Origin of the sequence: Brevundimonas sp. (assembly GCF_027487935.1) — a bacterium.
Classification (GTDB): domain Bacteria; phylum Pseudomonadota; class Alphaproteobacteria; order Caulobacterales; family Caulobacteraceae; genus Brevundimonas.
This window is the reverse complement of the sequence record NZ_JAIYCP010000019.1, coordinates 70,322-88,225: the sequence shown is the minus strand read 5'-3', so window position 1 is coordinate 88,225 and position 17,904 is coordinate 70,322. Positions and strand designations below refer to the sequence as shown.

The 17,904-nt window shown below is 65.1% G+C and carries 11 protein-coding genes; 4 read left to right on the top strand and 7 right to left on the bottom strand.

Translation table 11 applies throughout. From position 1 onward, the window contains the following. Positions 1 to 14: 14 nt before the first annotated feature. Positions 15 to 1,307, top strand: a complete 1,293-nt coding sequence (locus tag Q0053_RS07240) for a sugar MFS transporter (protein WP_298098026.1) — start codon at positions 15 to 17, stop codon at positions 1,305 to 1,307. Positions 1,308 to 1,358: 51 nt separating this feature from the next. Here the strand turns inward: Q0053_RS07240 and Q0053_RS07235 are convergent, their stop codons facing one another. After that, positions 1,359 to 2,561 (bottom strand): cation:proton antiporter, encoded by a 1,203-nt coding sequence (locus Q0053_RS07235; RefSeq protein WP_298098024.1) that lies wholly within the window; start codon positions 2,559 to 2,561, stop codon positions 1,359 to 1,361. Between the two features lie 51 nt (positions 2,562 to 2,612). Then, positions 2,613 to 4,046, bottom strand: coding sequence for a sugar porter family MFS transporter (locus tag Q0053_RS07230; protein ID WP_298098021.1), 1,434 nt, complete (start codon positions 4,044 to 4,046; stop codon positions 2,613 to 2,615). 119 nt (positions 4,047 to 4,165) lie between these two features. Here Q0053_RS07230 and Q0053_RS07225 point away from each other — a divergent pair, with 119 nt between their 5' ends. Then, positions 4,166 to 5,137, top strand: coding sequence for a glycoside hydrolase family 5 protein (locus Q0053_RS07225; RefSeq protein WP_298098017.1), 972 nt, complete (start codon positions 4,166 to 4,168; stop codon positions 5,135 to 5,137). Here Q0053_RS07225 and Q0053_RS07220 read toward each other — a convergent pair. From Q0053_RS07220 to Q0053_RS07210, 3 genes are read right to left on the bottom strand one after another with little or no spacing between them, the layout of a single operon-like run. Continuing rightward, positions 5,134 to 6,663: a tryptophan halogenase family protein gene (locus Q0053_RS07220; RefSeq protein ID WP_298098014.1), complete on the bottom strand. Its 1,530-nt coding sequence runs from the start codon at positions 6,661 to 6,663 to the stop codon at positions 5,134 to 5,136. The genes Q0053_RS07225 and Q0053_RS07220 overlap by 4 nt on opposite strands. Further along, on the bottom strand, positions 6,660 to 8,180 hold the full coding sequence (locus Q0053_RS07215; protein ID WP_298098013.1) for a tryptophan halogenase family protein: 1,521 nt from the start codon (positions 8,178 to 8,180) through the stop codon (positions 6,660 to 6,662). The genes Q0053_RS07220 and Q0053_RS07215 overlap by 4 nt, the downstream gene beginning before the upstream one ends. Beyond that, positions 8,177 to 9,412 carry an MFS transporter gene (locus tag Q0053_RS07210; protein WP_298098010.1) on the bottom strand — a complete coding sequence of 412 codons (1,236 nt, stop codon included), beginning with the start codon at positions 9,410 to 9,412 and terminating at the stop codon, positions 8,177 to 8,179. The genes Q0053_RS07215 and Q0053_RS07210 overlap by 4 nt, the downstream gene beginning before the upstream one ends. 143 nt (positions 9,413 to 9,555) lie before the next feature. Here Q0053_RS07210 and Q0053_RS07205 point away from each other — a divergent pair, with 143 nt between their 5' ends. Beyond that, entirely contained in the window at positions 9,556 to 10,545 is a 990-nt protein-coding gene (locus Q0053_RS07205; RefSeq protein WP_298098009.1) for a cupin-like domain-containing protein, read from the top strand. Positions 10,546 to 10,596: 51 nt separating this feature from the next. On the opposite strand, the gene Q0053_RS07200 is transcribed toward Q0053_RS07205, so the two are convergent. After that, positions 10,597 to 13,587 carry a TonB-dependent receptor gene (locus tag Q0053_RS07200; RefSeq protein ID WP_298098006.1) on the bottom strand — a complete coding sequence of 997 codons (2,991 nt, stop codon included), beginning with the start codon at positions 13,585 to 13,587 and terminating at the stop codon, positions 10,597 to 10,599. 171 nt (positions 13,588 to 13,758) lie between these two features. On the opposite strand from Q0053_RS07200, the gene Q0053_RS07195 reads away from it, so the two are divergent. After that, a complete protein-coding gene (locus tag Q0053_RS07195) occupies positions 13,759 to 15,294 on the top strand; it encodes a tryptophan halogenase family protein (protein ID WP_298098005.1) in 1,536 nt (511 codons plus the stop codon). On the opposite strand, the gene Q0053_RS07190 is transcribed toward Q0053_RS07195, so the two are convergent. Next, positions 15,286 to 17,805 carry an exo 1,3/1,4-beta-D-glucan glucohydrolase gene (locus Q0053_RS07190; RefSeq protein ID WP_298098001.1) on the bottom strand — a complete coding sequence of 840 codons (2,520 nt, stop codon included), beginning with the start codon at positions 17,803 to 17,805 and terminating at the stop codon, positions 15,286 to 15,288. The two genes, Q0053_RS07195 and Q0053_RS07190, sit on opposite strands and share 9 nt — an antisense overlap. Positions 17,806 to 17,904 lie beyond the last annotated feature (99 nt).

Below are 17,904 nucleotides of genomic sequence, written 5' to 3'. Positions count from 1 at the left end.
CTTGAGGGAAGAGAATGACCGAAACCGCTCCGCAGTCTGCACGGGTCGCCCAGGGAACAGGCGCGGCCTTCGCCTATGTCACCACCCTGTTTTTCGCCTGGGGCTTTGCGACTTCCCTTATCGACCCCCTGATGGCCGCGACCCAGCGGGTCTTCGAGCTGACCTATACGGAGACGACCCTGGCCGCCTCTGCCTGGTTCATTGCCTATGGGGTTGTCTCGGTGCCGGCTGCAGGAGTGCTATCAAGGCTGGGCTACAGCCGCGCGGTCATCGCTGCATTGGCGACCATTGTGGCCGGTTGCCTGATCGTTCCGGTGGCCACCATCCTCGACTGGTATCCGGGCGTGTTGCTGGCGTTGTTCGTCATCGCCTCTGGCGTCACCCTGCTGCAGGTGGCCGCCAACCCCCTGGTCGCGGGCCTGGGGACTGCCACGGGGTCGCACGCCCGGCTTAACTTCTCCCAGTTCTTCAACTCGCTCGGCACCACACTCGGACCGTTCCTCGGGTCGTCCGTGCTGCTCACCGGCGGCGTGTTTGCGGCCGGTGCCGTGGTCACTGAGGTCACCCGTGCGGAATCCCTCCGCAGCATCGACTTCGCCTTCCTCGCCATGGGCGGCTTCTTCGCGCTCATCGCCGTTTTCATCTTCACAGCGCGCAGGAAGATCGACGCCGCCGCGGCCGGATCCAAGGTCGAAATATCCTCGCCGCTCAAGGCCTTCGGCTCGAAATGGGCCCTGTTCGGCGCGGCCGCCATCTTCCTCTATGTCGGATCTGAAGTGACGATCGGCGCCCTGCTGACCAATTTCCTCAACAGTCCCAATATTCTCGACATTCCGCTCGAGCAGGCCGGAAAAATGGTCAGCTTTTACTGGGGCGGGGCCATGGTGGGGCGGCTGATCGGCAGTGCCCTGCTGACCCGCGTCAAGCCCGGTGTTCTTCTGGCGATATGCACCGTCATGGCCGGTGGTCTCTGCTTTGCCGTAACCCAGACGTCCGGCGTGACCGCGGGCTATGCGGCCATCGCCATCGGCCTGTTCAACTCGATCATGTTCCCCACCATCTTCACCCTGACGCTGGAGCGGTCTTCGGCGGCTCCGTCGGCTACCTCTGGACTCCTCTGCACGGCGATCGTGGGTGGCGCGGTACTGCCCTGGATTGGTGGCATGGTCGCCGATGGATCGCCGACCATGAACCCCGTCTTCTATGTACCGCTGGCGGGCTATGCCCTGCTGACCGTCTTTGCGGTGGTATGTGCGCGGACGACCGCGTCGAACAGCGTCGACGCCAACGCTCCGGCACCGCACTGAATGCGAACCCGGACCGCAGCGGGTGCTGCGGTCCGGGACGGGACGACCCGGTCAGGCTGGCGGTTTTTGCCCCGGCTTCAACAGCTGCGTAACCATCGGAATGGTGAGCATCGTCGACCCGACAGCCATCAGCAGCAGGGCGGTGAAGGCGTCATTGGTGATGATCTGCCTGTCCAGAAGGATGTTGGCGAAGATGATCATGATCAGGGCCTTGGTCTGAAGTAGCCAGCCAATCAGCGATGCCTCGCCCTTGCGCCATTTGAGGATGCGGCCGGCCAGGTGAACGCCTGCCAGCTTGCCGGCCACGGAGGCGAACAGGAGAACGCCGGCTGCAAGGAATACCGCGGCTCCTCCCAGGTCCCACTGGGTCCTCAGCCCTGTGCTCAGGAAGAAGACCGGCATGATGGCCAGCAGGATATGATCCCGAAACTGATCCATTTTCGCGCGGTCGAACCAGGACTGGTCCAGAATCACGCCCGCCAGAAAGGCACCGACCATGAAATGCAGGCCGGACCAGTCACCCGCGAAGCCGCATGCCGCCAGCCAGATGAGGCTGACATACCAGCGGTCCGGCTCGGGAATGCGCTTCATCAGCGCCCGGATCGCGATAGCAGCGACGGTGAAGCCAACGACGAAAATCGCCTGACGACCGAGACGATCCCAGTCCAGCAGGATGAGGGCCAGGACCCCCCAGATCGCGATGTCGTCCAGGCTGGCGTAGCGCAATATCCGCTGGCCCAGCGGCTGTCTCAGGATCTCCAGTTTCTCCATGAACAGCATGAGGATCGGCAGGGCGGTAACGGCACAGGCCATGCCGATGCCGAGCACCACCTGCCATTCCTGCCCGCCCGGGCCGGCCCAGCCCGGGAACCGGAGCAGACCGATGGCTGCGACCGCACCGAAAGCCAGGGGCACCACAAGGGACAGTCCGGCCGTCACCCCTGTCTCGATCCGGTATTTCCAGGCCTGACTGAGGTCCAGCTCCAGTCCGGCGATGAAGACGAAGATCATCACCGCCCACCAGGCGACACCGTTCAGCGCCCCGATCACCTGGGGATTGAAAACAGCCGCGTGTGCATCTGGAAAAATCGCGCCGAGCACGCCCGGCCCCAGCAGGATCCCGCATATTATCTGCACGACAACCAGCGGAGCGTAATACTCCGTCCGAAGCCCGCGCCAGATCAGATAGGGCACACTGAAGACGATCAGCATGGCGATGAGAAAGAGCTCCACCGTGCTCGTTATATGGTTCATTCCGCCCCGCCTGATCCATCTTTCCGCATGGCTACAAAGATCCGCAGAAGCCTAGCCGGTCATCTCTTCGAGCTCCCTGCCCCGGGTTTCCCTGACCAGTGCGGAGACGAGGAAGAACGAGATTGCGGCGCTGACGGCATAGAAGCCGTAGGTGATTGTCAGACCGAGCGAAGCCGCCATGGTAGGAAAGCTGACGGAAATGCCGAAGTTTGCGATCCATTGGGCGAAGCCGGCCACGGCGAGGGCCGATCCCCGCATATGGTTGGGGAACATCTCGCCCAGCATCACCCACATCACCGGACCCCAACTGAAGTTGAACAGCACGACATAGGCGTTGGCCGCGACCAGAGCGATCAGGCCAGTGCGGTCATCCAGCCGCAGGGCACCGTCCACCAGCCCGCCCTGTGAAAAACACCAGACCATCACGCCGAGGGTGACCGCCATCCCGGCCGATCCGACCAGCAGCAGGGGTTTGCGCCCAATCCTGTCGATCGCCGCAATGGCGCACAGGCAGGCCACGATCGAGAGCACACCGGACACGATGTTGATCTGCAGGGCGTCGCTTTCGGAGAAGCCGACCGACTGCCAGAGCACTGCGCCGTAGTAGAAGACGATGTTGATGCCGACCAGTTGCTGGAACACGGCCAGCACCAGACCGGCCCAGACGATCGGGTGAATCCTGCGCGTCGCGGGATCCAGCAGGTCCGAGAAGCGCGGGCGATGATCGGTCGCCAGGGAGGCGCGAATTTCCGCCGCCTTGCGGCCGCCCGCACCGGGCCCGAACAGTTTCGAAAGGACGGCGTCCGCCTCGGCATCGCGCCCCTTGGCGATCAGGTAGCGCGGGCTTTCCGGGATGAAGAGCAGGGCGATGAGGTAGACGCCGGCCGGGATGACCTGCATCCAGAACATCCAGCGCCAGGCGGGGAAGCCCAACCAGAACGCGGCTGTCGACCCGCCGGCCGTCGCCGCCAGGGCGTAGTTGGCGACGAAGGCCCCGGTCAGACCGAAGATGATCATGATCTGCTGGATGCTGGAAAGGCGACCGCGGATGGAGGCAGGCGTGACCTCGGAAATGTAGGCCGGGGCCAGGATGCTGGCGGCACCGACGCCCAGCCCGCCGACGAAGCGGGCCAGGATGAAGTGGATGGAGGTGTCAGCCGCGCCGGCCCAAAGTGCGCTGATCAGGAAGGCCACGGCCGCCAACAACATCACCCTGCGACGGCCGACCAGGTCGGCCAGCCGCCCCGCAATGAAGGCACCGACGGCGCAGCCCAACAGAATGGCGGCGACGTTCATCCCCGTACCGAGCGCAGACAGATCGAACGCGGCTTCCAGCCCGTCCTGGGTGCCGTTGATGACTCCGGAGTCATAGCCGAACATGAAGCCGCCGAGCGTAGCCACGGCGACGATCAGGACTATGAACCGAAGATTGATGCGGTCCGCGCTGGCCCCGGGCGAAGCCTCTCGCGCTGTTGATTCTGGCATGGTGCTTTCCCCCGGCCCCTGCGGACCCCTATTGTCCTCGTAACTCGAAGTGACTGGACTTCGACCGCTGTAGTGGGAACGTCCACTCGACTGACAGCGCTGTCAACCCGAGGTGCGATATGATCTTCCGCAGACTTGTTATCATGCTGGCCTTCGGTGTTTCAGGGATGCTGTTCGCCGGGTCCGCCTCGTCCGAGACGCCGGTGGAGCGGCATGGCGCGCTACGTGTGGAGTCCGGCCGGCTGGTCGACCAGAGCGGGTCGCCGGTGGTCCTTCGCGGCATGTCCTTGTATTGGAGCCAATGGGGCGGGCACTACTACAACGCCGCCGCGGTCCGGCATCTGAAATCCGACTGGAACGTGACCGTCGTGCGGGCTGCGATCGCTGTCGACTTCGACGGATACCTCGCCAATCCGGAGGTCGAAATGGCCAAGGCTGAGGCGGTGATCGAGGCCGCGATCGCGGAAGGCCTATACGTGATCGTCGACTGGCACGCTCACGAGCCGCATCCAGCGGCCGCTGCGGCCTTTTTTGAGCGCATTGCCGCCAAATACGGCGAGCACCCCAATCTGATCTACGAGGTCTACAACGAACCGCTCAGAACCCACGGCTGGGCGGAGGTCGTCAGGCCTTTCCACATGGTGGTCGTCCCGGCGATCCGCGCCATCGACCCCGACAACCTGATTGTTGCAGGGACGCCGACCTGGTCACAGGATGTCGACATCGCCGCCGCGGACCCGCTGCCTTTCACCAACATCGCCTACACGCTGCACTTCTACGCCGGGACGCACCGGCAGGAACTCCGGGACAAGGCCCTGAGAGCCATGGAGCTCGGGGCGGCACTGTTTGTCACGGAATGGGGGACCAGCGAGGCGACCGGAGACGGCATACTCGACGAGGCGGAGACCCGCCTGTGGTGGGAGTTCATGGAAACCCACAAACTGAGTCATCTGAACTGGTCGATCATGGACAAGGACGAAACCGCCGCCGCCCTGTTGCCGGGCGCGCCGGGGACCGGCCCCTGGACGGACGATATGCTGACCCCGTCGGGAGTCTTCGTGCGTCAGATGCTGCGCGAGATGAACCCCTAGGCGACAGCCGCCATGGCGCAGTTTCGGGCGATGAAATCCGCGTGGTCCGGCATCTGGGCCAGGCAGGCTTCATAGACTGAGCGGGCGGCGGCCAGTCGCTTCAACGTCTCCGCATCATCCAGCACATCGGCCACAGGATCGTAGGCCGCCGGCCAGAGGTTCTGGCCTGCAAGAACCGCAAACCAGCTGGTCTCACTGAAGAGTTCATCGTTCTCACGGAAGATCCGTCCCCGGGCGCGATAGAGCTCGTATTTCTCCCGAAGACCGTCGGGGACCTCCATCTCGCGCATCTGCGCCCAGAAGGTGCCGGGCCGCTGGTTGGCGTTGTAGTGCAGCACCAGGAAGTCGCGGATGCGGATGTACTCCTCGCCGATCACACGGTTGTAGCGAGCCGTCTCGACGGGATCGAAATTCCGGTCAGGGAACATCGCCAGAAGGTGGGCGATGCCGCTCTGGACCATGTGGATGCTGGTCGATTCCAGCGGCTCCATGAAGCCCGACGCCAGGCCGAGGGCGACGACGTTGCGGTTCCAGAAGGCCTTGCGTCGACCCGTTGTGAACCGGATCGGTCTCGGGTCCGCCAGCGGCCGGCCGTCCAGATTGGCAAGCAGGGTCTCCGCCGCCGCGTCATCCGACAGATGACCGCTGCAGTAGACGTAACCGTTGCCGATCCTGTGCTGCAGGGGGATGCGCCACTGCCATCCTGCCTCCCGCGCGGTAGAGCGGGTGTAGGGGGTCAGGGTCCCCGCACTTTCACAGGGGACGGCCAATGCCCGATCGCAAGGCAGCCAGCGTGACCAGTCTTCGTAGCCGGTCTGGAGGGCCTGTTCGATCAGCAGTCCGCGGAAGCCCGAGCAATCGATGAAGAGGTCTGCCTCGATACGTAATCCGTCCTGCAGCGCCACGCTCTCGACAAAGCCGTCCCCGGCCCTGAGCGCGACATCGACGATACGGCCCTCGACCCGCCGCACACCCCGGGCCTCGGCGTATTCACGCAGGTAGCGGGCATAGAGGCCCGCATCGAAATGATAGGCGTGAGCGATGTTGGACAGGGGCGACTTGCCGGCGTCGATCGATCGCATGAAGCGGTTGGCTCGCGCAGCGGAGGCTTCAAGCGAATAGCGCGCCAGATCATGGGTCTCGCCCAGCATCCGGCCCTTCAGATAGAAGGCGTGGAAGGACACGCCCGCCATATCGATGCCGTAGCGGCCAAAGGGATGGATGTAGCGGTCACCGGGCTTGCCCCAGTCGACGAACTCGATCCCCAGTTTGAAGCTGCCATTGGTGCGGCGCACGAAGTCGCTGTCGTCCAGGCCGAGCATCTGGTTGAAAAGCCGGATCTGGGGGATGGTGGCCTCGCCGACGCCGACAATGCCGATCTCGTCGGACTCCACGAGGGTGATCTGGGCGTAGTGGGGCCCCAGCACCTTGGCGAGCGCCGAGGCCGTCATCCAGCCCGCGGTGCCGCCGCCGACGATACAGACGCTGCGAATACGGGCCGGGTGGCCGGAAGGGGGCGGGCTCATGCGGCCTCCGCTGTTCTGTAATCGCAATGCCCGGCGATATAGGCGTCCTGGGTCGGCAGGCGGGCGGCGGCGGCGGCCACGGTCTGGCGCAGGCGGGCCAGGGCCGGGATCAACTGGGTGGTCTCACGCCGATCCGCCAGCGGGTGCCAGCGCGCGGGACGAACCCCTTGTCCGAGATAGACCGCCACCCAGCTGGGGTGGAGGAACAGGCCGTCACGGTATTCCTGGACCACCCCGCCTTCGCGCCAGAGCTCCAGCTTGGCCGACAGGCTGTCAGGCAGGGGCATGGTGCGGACGTGGTTCCACAGTTCGTAGTCGTCCCGTTTGGTGGCGCAGTAGTGCAGGATGATGAAGTCGCGGATCCGCTCGAACTCCAGATCCATCCAACGATTGTACTCTTCGACGGCCTTCGGCGCGAAGTCGCGGTCGGGCCAAAGGGCGATCAGCTGGGTGATGCCCTGCTGGATCAGGTAGATGCTGGTCGACTCAAGCGGCTCGATAAACCCGCCTGAGAGACCGATGGCGACACAGTTACCGGACCAGGCCCGCCGACGCTGTCCGGCGGTGAAACGCTGGTGGTTGGGGGCGTTCAGCGCCGCGCCTTCCAGCAGCCCGTGCAGCCGGTCGGTCGCTGCGTCCTGATCGAGGAAGGCGCTGCAGTAGACGTAGCCGTTCCCGACACGATGCTGCAGCGGAATGCGGAACTGCCAGCCGGCTTCGAGCGCCCTCGCGCGCGTGTAGGGCACGGTGGCCTGATCGGTGGCGCACTGCATGGCGACGGCCCGGTCGCACGGCAGCCAGTGGGACCAGTCGTGGAAACCGGCCTCCAGCACCTGTTCGATCAGAAGTCCGCGGAAGCCCGAGCAGTCGATGAAGAGATCCCCCTCGACGATGGCTCCGCTCTCCATCTCAACACCGGTGAGCAGGCCCGACTCTCCGTCGCGTCGTGTTCCGACGATCCGTCCCTCAAGGCGCTCGACGCCGCCCGCCTCGGAGACCGTTCGGAGGAAACGGGCGTAGAGCGACGCATCGAGCTGATAGGCATAGCCATAGGTGGACATCAGGGAGCGGGCGTCGTCGGACGGCGGGGCGAACCGGCCCTGGCGCGCGGCGACGACCGGCAGGGAATAGTCGTCGAGGGGACCGACGTCGGCCTCAGCGCTCGCCTTCAGCCAGTAGTGATGAAACGGCGCCTCGCCTCCCGGCATGCCATAGTCACCGAACGGGTGGATGTATCGGTCTCCGATGCGACCCCAATCCTCGAACTGGATTCCCAGTTTGAATGTGGCCCGCGTGGCCTTCATGAACTCGGCTTCGTCGATCCCGAGACGCTCGTTGAATGCCCTGATGTGAGGCAGCGTCGACTCCCCAACGCCAACCGTCCCGATTTCCGCCGACTCGATCAGCTGGACGGAGATGCGGGGTGTCTTGACCAGACGCGCCAGCGCGGCCGCGGTCATCCACCCGGCCGTTCCGCCTCCCACGATGACAACGCGCCGGATGCCCCGATCGGTCATTTCACCCTCCGAATGCCCATGATCACCACGGCGCCCATGAGCGCGAAGGCCGTTGAAATGGCGAAGACCCAGCGGAGTTCGCCGTCGAATGCGACGAGCACACCCAAGCCGATCAGCGGCGCGGCGACCTGAGGCACGGTGATGGCCAGGTTCATGACGCCGAGATCGCGACCAGCGCTGGTCCGCTCCGGCAGCACCTCGGCGACGAGGGCGATGTCGACGGTCGAATAGAGGCCCAGGCCGATCCCGAACAGGATTTGCGCGATCAGAGGCCCCGGCCAGCCAGGCTGCGCCACCATCAGGCCGGCGCCGAGCGCCATCAGCAGGCCGCCACTCATGACCAGCACCCGGCGACGTCGCGTGCGATCGGACAGAAGGCCGCCGACGAAACCGACGATCAGCCCCCCGATGGTTCCGGCGGTCAGCAGCCAGCCGAACGCCGACTCCGGTGCGGTGAACGAGGCGTCCGGCAGGTCCGCGACATCCTGCAGATAAAACAGGAGATAGAGGACATTGAGGGAGATGCTGACCTGAACGAGCAGCCGGGAGACGAAGGCCAGGCGGAAGTCCTGGTCGGCGAGGACCCGCAGGCTGATCCGGGCCCCCTCCTGCCGGGGGCCGGGCTCGCTATGATCCGGCACGAGTAGGGCGAAGGGCAGCACCAGCGCCGGAACGGCGAGCGCGGTGAGCAGGAAGCGCTCCGCGAGGCCGTCGAGCACCATGGCCAGGACCAGGGCCGAGAACAACCCCGCCGTCGGCAGCGCAAGCCCCTGGAGGGCGGAGACGGTGCCCTTCTGCCGGTCCGGTACACGGTCAGCCAGGACAGCGTTCAGCGGGCCGAACATCAGGTTGAGCGCAACCTGGAACGCCACGATCGCGGCGAGCAGGCTCCAGAGGCTATCAGCGAGATAGATGAAACCATGCGCGACGGCGACGGCGACGGCTCCGCCAGCGATCCACGGACGCCGCCGTCCCCATGGCCCCCGGGTGGCGTCGCTGAGAACGCCCGCACCCAGGTTGGCCAGCCCGGCGACGACCGCCCCAAGAACGGTGACCTGACTGAGAAGGATGGCCTTGCCGGACAGGTCAACCGCCTCGGCCTTCAACGGCAGGAGCAGGTTGAACATCGGGATGAAGGCTATGAAGGCACCGATCTGGGCAAGGGTATAGAGGGCGATGAACCCTCCGCTCACCGCACCGGCCGACGGTTTTGGCACATCATCCCTGGGCATACCGGCAGGCACTGTCCATGCCATTGGGCCGCCATGCAAATTCGGACCGGCCATGACCCCGCTTCCACTCCCCTGCCCTGTATAAATCAGGGTGTCCCGGGCATAGTGCGCCGCTGAAAGACAGCGCTGTCAAGGAACATCGCATGATCGAGGAAAATCTGTCAGGCGGCGATGACGCACTGGCAAACGCGCGGGCTTCCGGTCAGCCTGTTGTGCTGCGCGGGCGTGTGACGCACTGGCCGGCCGTCAGGGCCGCCCTCGACGGCGACCGGCAGATCGGAGCCTATCTCGCAGACCTGGATTCAGGTGCCGCCGGTACGCGCATGCGCGCGCCAGCCTCCGCCGGCGGGCATTTTTTCTACGGTCCTGACATGCGGGGGCACAACTTCACGCGCGAACCGACGACGGTTTCAGCAATGATCGCGGATCTGCTGACGGCCCCGGAAACGGATGCCCCGGCCCTGTATATGGGGGCCTCCTCCTTGCCGGTCGGCTTGCCCCGGTTTTCGCAACTGAACCCGCCGCCCGGCGTGCCGGAAGCGGCCGTGCCAAGGCTTTGGCTGGGCAACGCCGTCGAGGTCCAGACCCATTTCGACGCCTCCGAGAACCTGGCCTGCGTGGTCGCGGGGCGGCGCGTCTTCACCCTGTTTCCACCCGACCAGACGGGTAATCTCTATCCCGGCCCCCTGGAACACACCCTGGCGGGCCAGCCGGTGAGCATGGTCCGGCTCGGGGCCGTGGACGACCCGGCCTTCCCGCGGTTCGCGGATGCAACCGCAGCCGCCTTCACCGCTGAGCTGGAACCCGGCGACGCGATCTACATACCCCCGCTCTGGTGGCACCATGTCCGGTCATCAGGGCGTTTGAACGTGCTTGTGAACTACTGGTGGGATCTGGAGCCCTTGGCCGGTTCGGGCTTTGAGGCCCTGGTCCACGCCGTGCTTGCCATCCGCTCGCTGCCCGCTCCGGCCCGTGCGGCTTGGCGGGAGATGTTTGAGCATTTCATATTCGGGACAGACGCGGTCGCGCCTGAGCATCTACCTGAGCACGCCCAGGGAATCCTGGGGCCGCTGGATGCCGGAACGGCAAAAACGCTCCGAGCATTCCTGATCGGAGCGTTGACGCGACGTTGACGCAAGGTGGCTCGCGGGCCTCACGGCCAGCGAGCCACCCTGGTCCTCTTTCTAGAAAGTGGCCCTGACCACGAACGAGAACCGGCGGTCGTTCTTGAACCAGGACCGCGGTGCCTTAAGCAGGTCGTCGTTCAGAACCTGGAAGGTCTTCGTCGTCTCATCCAGCAGGTTCACCCCCTGGACGCCGACCTTGAACATCGGGTTGACCGTATAGAAGAACGAAGCGTCCAGCTGTCCTGTGTCGTCCGAATAAATCGGAGCGAACGGGACGATCTCGTCTCGCGTGGTGAGGAGGTATTCAGACCGCCAGCTGTAAGCCATACGGGCCGAAATCGTGTCGTTCTCGTAGATCGCGGCGAGGTTGAAGTTGTGCTCGGACAGCGATTCCAGCGGCAGAAGACTGGTGTCGATGACCGGTTCTGAACCGCCGGGATTGGCCTTATCGGCCGACAGGTTTTCCTGGGGCACGCCGGAGCTGTCGATGTAGGTGTAGTTGGCCTGGATGCCGAGACCAGACCACCAGCCGGGCAGGAAGTCGTAGAACTGCTGGTAGGCCAGCTCAAAGCCCTCGATCTCGCCATCGTCCGGCGAGTTCGTCGGGCCCCGCACGTAAACGTCGTAGCTCGTGCCCCCATTGGTGAGGGGCCGCTCGTAGAAGCCGTTGGTGATCACGCCTTCGAGCGTCTTCTGGAACAGCGCCAGCGTCAGGGAGCCTGTCGGGGCGAAATACCACTCGGCCGAAACATCGATCTGCTGTGACCGGATCGGCTCCAGGAAGGTATTGCCGGCCTGGGCCTCGAAGCCGAGGAACTGGTTGTTGACCACGCGGGGCGTGATCTGCAGCTGGTTTCTGGTCAGGCCGAGATCGGAGCGGCGGATCGCCTCTGTGTAGCCGAAGCGCAGCAGGAACTCGGGCGTAAGGCCGACCTTGATGTTTACGCTGGGCAACCAGTTGTCATAGGTGTGCTCGGCGTTGTTCGGAACCGATGTACCGGTTGCGAACGACAGGGCCCTGGCCCGCTCTGCCGGCGTCAGCAGACAGAAGGCAGGTGTAGGGGCACCCGGCGCGGGCGGCAGGCCGCAGTTGCCCGAGAAGACCTGGGCCTGGGTCGGGAAGCTGAGCGCGCCGGCGGCCGTGATCGTGGTTTCGACGTAGCGGATGCCGACGTTGCCGCTGATCGATACGCTTTCACCCCAGACCGGGTCTGCGTCATTGCTGAACTTCATCAGGGCGTATGCGGCCCGGGTTTCCTCGTTCGTCTCGTTGATCTCGCCAGCCGTATAGTCCGTGCCGGGGATGACGTTGGAGCGCATGTTGAGGGGCACCCAACCGCCACCGCCCCAGATCTGGTTGATGGATCGCGCGAAGGCGACCGCGGTGTCGTAGTCGCTTGCGGGGTTGCCGGCGTACCCAAACGCGGAGATCGGCACACCCATTGGCGCGAAGTTGAACAGTCCCGCGCTGGACCGCCCACCCGTCCGACGGGTCGTCGCCACACTGCCCTGATCAAGCCAGACCGGCCCGGTCGACCCGTTCCAGACCTCGGAAAGGACGCCCCAGTTGTAAAGGGAGTTGCGTGTGGTCTGATCACGGCCCGCGAGACGCGCGCCAACCTTCACAGAGTCCAGCCAACCCGTATCGAGGTCGTATTCCGCATCGGCGCGGAAGGCATATTCTTCGCCTTCGCTGTCTTCCTTGTGATCCATCGCGTTCCGCCAGTAGTAGTTGGCGGGGTCGCCCATGAAGGTGCCGATGTCGCCGGCGCCTGTCGGATTGGGCCGCCGGAGGCCCAGCGTGGGGGTGTCGCCAGTGAGGTCGATTTCATCGATGGCGAAGAAGGAGTTGGCGATCTGGAAGTCCGTGTTCTCGACCGTGGAGTCCACATACTGCGCATCGAAATTCATGCGCAGGCGATCTGTCGGTGCCCACTTCAGGTTGAAGCCGAAGTCGCTGGTGACATAGCGCTGATCGACCCCACGCTTGATGAAGCTGTGCTGGATCCCGTTCAGCGGCACTGACGGGTCCGCAGAGCGCCAGCCGGCGGTCGACGTGATTATGCCGCCCGTGAAAATGCCGTCGTCGTCGTACTCCCACGTCGTTCCGGGAAGCGGGACCCGATTGCCGGAGTCGTCGACGATCGTTTCGATCGCATTCTCTGTCCAAGCCTGGGTCGACTCGGACCGCAGGAACTGGAGCGTCGCCTCCACCGTCCGGTCGTTGGAGCGCCACTGACCGGCACCCGCCAGGCCCGTGCGCTCACGATCGAACGACTGGGTACGGAACGCAAGGCCGGACGGGGTCCATCGGTCGCTGCCGCTCGAGGTGTCGAGCCGGTAGTTGAGCGACTGGAGTCCGTCGGACCGGGACTGGAGCTGGGAGTACACCCCGCTCAACAGCACGCCGAACTGACCCGCCTCCGTGTCCCATCGATTGCTGACGAGGCCCGAAACCGTCGGGGTCAGGGCCTGTTCGAGATCGCCATAGTTGCCCTCGACGGACATGGCCAGTTGCCGCCCGGCGCTGTCGAAGGGCCGGCGGGTATTCAGATTGACCGTGCCGGCAATACCGCCTTCGATCATGTCGGCGGACACGTTCTTGAACACCTCGACGCTGCCGAGGAGTTCCGGAGGAACATCCGCGAAGGACAGGTCTCGCCCGTTGTTGGCCGAGAAGGTGTCCCGACCGTTCAGTTCCGAGCGGACGAACGTCAGGCCCCGGACGACAACGCCCGAACCTTCAACCGAGAAGTGGTCCGGGTCATTGGCACCGGCGAACCGGCTGATCGAAACACCCGGCACCCGTTGGAGCGCCTCGGTCACCGAGCGATCCGGCAGCGCGCCGATGTCCTCGGCGCTGATGGCGTCGACGAAGACGTCCGAGTTTTCCTTGATGGACTGGGCGCTGCGGATGCTGGAGCGAATGCCGGTAACGACGACCTCGTCGATCTCGACCGCGTCAGGATCCTGCGCGTCCTGGGCCAGCGCAGGCGTCGCCAGCAGCAGAGCGCCAACCGCCAGGCTGGACGCGCCGCAAAGAAGCAAAGACAGACGTCCGCATGCAAGGGCACCTTCGCCCGTTCGGGATTTAGACACGATTTCCTCCCCCTCGGAGTGATCTTTTTGTGGACAGCTGACAGCGCTGTCATTTCGGGACGCTATCATGCAGATTGTAGAAGATCAACGCACTCCGATCCGCGCTATGTTTGGACCGATATGAACCCCGAATCCTCACCTTCTTCGCCCGGTCGACGCACTATCCGCCGTATCCTCGTCGTAGGCGGCGGCACAGCCGGATGGATGGCTGCGGTCGCCCTGGCCCGAATCTCCGGCAACGGGACGACGGAAGTCGCCCTTATCGAGTCGGACGAGATCGGAACGGTCGGGGTGGGCGAAGCGACGATCCCGCCGATTCTGGCGTTCAATGCCCTGGCAGGCATAGACGAGGCCGAGTTCATGCGGCGCACACAGGCGTCGTTCAAATTGGGCATCGAATTCGTCGACTGGGGTGCCCTAGGGGATCGCTATGTGCATCCGTTCGGGCCCATCGGAATGGACATTGAGTCCGTGCCGTTCGCCCAGGTCTGGCTGCGGGCGAATGCGGAGGGCTTCGCCACACCCCTTCGTGACTACAATCTCTCGACCGTCGCCGCCCTCGGCAATCGAATGTGCCTGCCATCGCCAGACCCGCGGACTGTGCTGTCCAGTCTGAAATACGCCTACCATTTTGACGCCGGCCTCTACGCACGCTTCCTTCGGGACGTCGCGGAAAGCCGGGGCGTTACCCGTCACGAGGGGCGAATCGCGGACGTGGTCCTGGACACCGGAACGGGCCACGTCGCGGCCGTCGTCACGGATGACGGCCGACGCCTGGAGGCCGACCTGTTCATCGACTGCTCCGGCTTCCGGGGCCTGCTGATCGAGGGCGCGATGCAGGCCGGCTATGAGGACTGGAGCCATTGGCTGCCTTGTGACCGAGCCCTTGCGGTTCCGACCCGCAATGTCGGCCCCCTCACCCCCTATACCCGATCCACCGGTCGGGACGCCGGCTGGACCTGGCGGATCCCGCTCCAGCACCGGACGGGGAACGGCTACGTCCACGCATCCGCTTTCACCTCAGACGAGGCGGCGCTTCAAACCCTGCTGAACGGCCTGGAAGGCGAGGCCCTGGCGGAGCCGCGGGCGCTCCGGTTTGTCGCGGGCCGCCGACGTCGACAGTGGATCGGCAATGTCGTGGCGCTCGGCCTTTCGTCGGGCTTCCTTGAACCGCTCGAGTCGACGAGCATCCACCTGGTCCAGGCCGGTATTTCGCGGCTTCTGGCTCTGTTTCCGGACCGGGATTTCGAGCCGCTGCTGGCCGCCGAGTACAATCGGATGATGCAGCTGCAGTTCGAGCAGGTGCGGGACTTCATCATCCTCCACTACAAGGCCACCCGCCGCGACGACACCGACTTCTGGCGCTACGTCGGGGCCATGGCCGTTCCCGACAGCCTGCAGTCACGCATGGACCTGTTCCGCGCGACCGGGCGGGTCTTCCGTCTGGACGACGAGCTTTTCGCCGCAGACAGCTGGCTGGCGGTGCTGTTGGGCCAGAACATTCAGACGCGCTCCTGGGACCCCATGGCCGACGCCCTGCCCGCCGACATGCTGCGTAACCGTCTGGCCGGCATACGGGACGTGATCGCCCGGACGGCCGGCGCCATGCCGGCGCACGAGGCCTTCCTCAAACAGTACTGTCCCGCTTCACTGTGAAGGACAAATGGCGTCGCCTTCATTCGAGGCGAGCCGGATTTCGGATACCGAAAGGGTCATGCGCCCGCTGGTCGTGAGCTGGAACGGCCGCTCGAGGGACGTCAGATCGGCACCGGCGTCCCGGAAGCAGGACAGTCTGACCTTTACCGTTTGCCATTGTCCGCTCGCGGCACCGGTCAGGATGGGGGTCAGGTCGAGGCCATGCTGGCTGGCCGGGTCTTCGGCCCCGACGGCGAGTGTGACCCGATCCGTCGGCGCGGCGTCGACCCGGTAGCGGAAGCTGAGCGCCATCTCGCCATTGGCCTGACGGCTGAGATCGACGGCGCGTCCCCAGATGATGGCGTGTTGCTGTTCGCCACCGGCGAAGCGGAAGCGACGGCCGCTCTCCTGGGCCAGATCGTCCACCACCGCCATGGTGACCAGACCACGAGGGCTGGCGACGGCGGCCTCTGTACCGACGCGCGTCTGCCCGCCTCCGTCCTGCAGGGCGATCGACCAGGGCTCCACGACCCGCCCGTCGACCAGATAGTCGGCGACACTGGAGACACCTGCCGTAATCCCGCTCTCTTCCGGGACAGGACCGACAGAACCGGGGCGGGCGTAGCTGAGCCCATAGCCGTAGGCGAACAGGGGATTATAGCCGGCGTCGCCGCGGTTGAGCGGGGCTCCGGTCGCGTCCCTGGGCCAGGAGAAGCCGAGACGCCCGCTGAAATCGTGCCTCGGACGGCCGTCCGCACCGCCGACAAGAACGTCGGCGACGCCCCCTCCCTCAGCCCCCGGAAGCCAGGCGGCTACGAAGGCATTGGATGCATTGATCTCCGGGCTGACCCACAGGGGTCGGCCGGAAAGAAAGACGGAGACCGTCGGAATACCCCTCGCCTGCAATCGTTGCAGCATGGCCAATGGCTGTTCCGGTTGAAAATCAACGTGGCTCAAGTCGCCCTGGAACTCGGCATAGGGCGTCTCTCCGAACACGACGATCGCCACGTCCGGACGGGTTTCATAGTCGCCGTCCGGGCTCAGTGTCGCGGTCCCGCCCTCGGCCCGAACAGCCGCTTCGACGCCGCTCCAGATTGACTGGCCGTTGGGAAAGTCCGCGTTGGTGTTGCCCGTACCCTGCCAGGTCAGGGTCCATCCGCCGGAGGCTTGGCCGATGTCATCAGCCGCCGCCCCGACCACGAGCACATTCGCGCCGGCCCTGATCGGCAGCACACCGTCGTTCTTCAGCAGGACAAGGGATTTGCGGACGGCTTCGCGCGCCAGGGCCCGATGCTCGGGCGAGCCGAGGACCTCCAGCCGGCCTTCAACGGGACGCTCGGGACGGAACAAACCCGCCTTGACCTTGGCGCGCAGGATGCGGCGTACGGCTTCGTCCACGCGCGCCATGGGGATTTCGCCGGACCGGACCTGGGCCAGTGTATTCGCGTAAAGCGGCCGCCAGCTGTCCGGCGCCATCAACATGTCCACCCCGGCATTGATCGCCGCGGGGCAGCTCTCGTTTGAACAGCCTGGTATCTGGCCGTGGGCGTTCCAGTCCGAAACGGTGAAGCCGGTGAAGCCGAGCGGGCCGTAAAGCACGTCGCGGAGGATGCTTGCATTGCCCGTGTGCTTGACCCCGTTCCAGCTTGAGAAGCTTACCATGATCGACAGCACGCCGGCTTCGATCGCTTGCTGGTAGCCGCTCAGGTGGACATCAATCAGTTCTCGCTCGGTGCCGATGAAGTCGCCCTGGTCCTTGCCGTTGGCGGTCCCGCCATCCGCAAGAAAATGCTTGGCCGAGCCCGCGATATGGCCGGCGGCAATGGGACGGTCCGCCGCCAGCTCGCCCTGCAGTCCCAATGTCATGGGTCCAGCGTAGGCCTGAGCGATTTCAGGGTCCTCGCCGTAGCCCTCATAGGCGCGGCCCCAGCGGTCATCTCGCGGAACCGCGAGGGTCGGGCCAAAGGTCCAGTCGGCCCCCGTCACTGCAACCTCCATGGCGGTCGCTTCTCCGATACGGCGGACCAGGTCCGGATCCCGGGCGGCACCCAGGCCGATATTGTGGGGAAACACGGTCGCCCCGACCACATTGTTGTGGCCGTGAACGGCGTCGATACCGAAGATCAGGGGAACGGTTGTCCCCTCTCGCGCCGCATTGGCGCTACGGAAGGCCCGGGCGAGTTCGACCCAAGCCTGCGCCGTAGCCCGTTCGTTCCCGCCGGGCGACGAATTGCCCCCGGCCAGGATGGATCCCAGCGGATAGCTCCGCAGATCTTCGGGAGTGATGGACCCGATATCGGCCTGGATCATCTGGCCGACCTTCTCCTCGACGGTCATCCGCGCGAGCAGCTCTTCCACAAACACTTCCGTACGCGGGTCCGTCAGGGCGGCCGGCGACGTTGAGCGCGGCCACAGCAAAGGGTTGGCCGACGCAGACCCGGCGAGGTCCGCGGATGGGGCAGGCGCGACCTGGGCCACTGCCGGATGGCCCAGAGCGATCAGGAGAACCAGAGCGGAAACGGCGCTGCGCATGAAGGGTCCTCGGGTCGAAAAGGAGCCGCGACGGCTCCCCGTCGCGGCAAGGTTTTCCAAGGGGAGATGGCTTTGAACCAGGAAATCGTCCGCTCGAAA

Bases quoted from the DNA above. Each gene is read 5' to 3' on its own strand.
- Q0053_RS07240 (WP_298098026.1), top strand. From the start codon at position 15: ATGACCGAAACCGCTCCGCAGTCTGCACGGGTCGCCCAGGGAACAGGC.
- Q0053_RS07235 (WP_298098024.1), bottom strand. From the start codon at position 2,561: ATGAACCATATAACGAGCACGGTGGAGCTCTTTCTCATCGCCATGCTG.
- Q0053_RS07230 (WP_298098021.1), bottom strand. From the start codon at position 4,046: ATGCCAGAATCAACAGCGCGAGAGGCTTCGCCCGGGGCCAGCGCGGAC.
- Q0053_RS07225 (WP_298098017.1), top strand. From the start codon at position 4,166: ATGATCTTCCGCAGACTTGTTATCATGCTGGCCTTCGGTGTTTCAGGG.
- Q0053_RS07220 (WP_298098014.1), bottom strand. From the start codon at position 6,663: ATGAGCCCGCCCCCTTCCGGCCACCCGGCCCGTATTCGCAGCGTCTGT.
- Q0053_RS07215 (WP_298098013.1), bottom strand. From the start codon at position 8,180: ATGACCGATCGGGGCATCCGGCGCGTTGTCATCGTGGGAGGCGGAACG.
- Q0053_RS07210 (WP_298098010.1), bottom strand. From the start codon at position 9,412: ATGCCCAGGGATGATGTGCCAAAACCGTCGGCCGGTGCGGTGAGCGGA.
- Q0053_RS07205 (WP_298098009.1), top strand. From the start codon at position 9,556: ATGATCGAGGAAAATCTGTCAGGCGGCGATGACGCACTGGCAAACGCG.
- Q0053_RS07195 (WP_298098005.1), top strand. From the start codon at position 13,759: ATGAACCCCGAATCCTCACCTTCTTCGCCCGGTCGACGCACTATCCGC.
- Q0053_RS07190 (WP_298098001.1), bottom strand. From the start codon at position 17,805: ATGCGCAGCGCCGTTTCCGCTCTGGTTCTCCTGATCGCTCTGGGCCAT.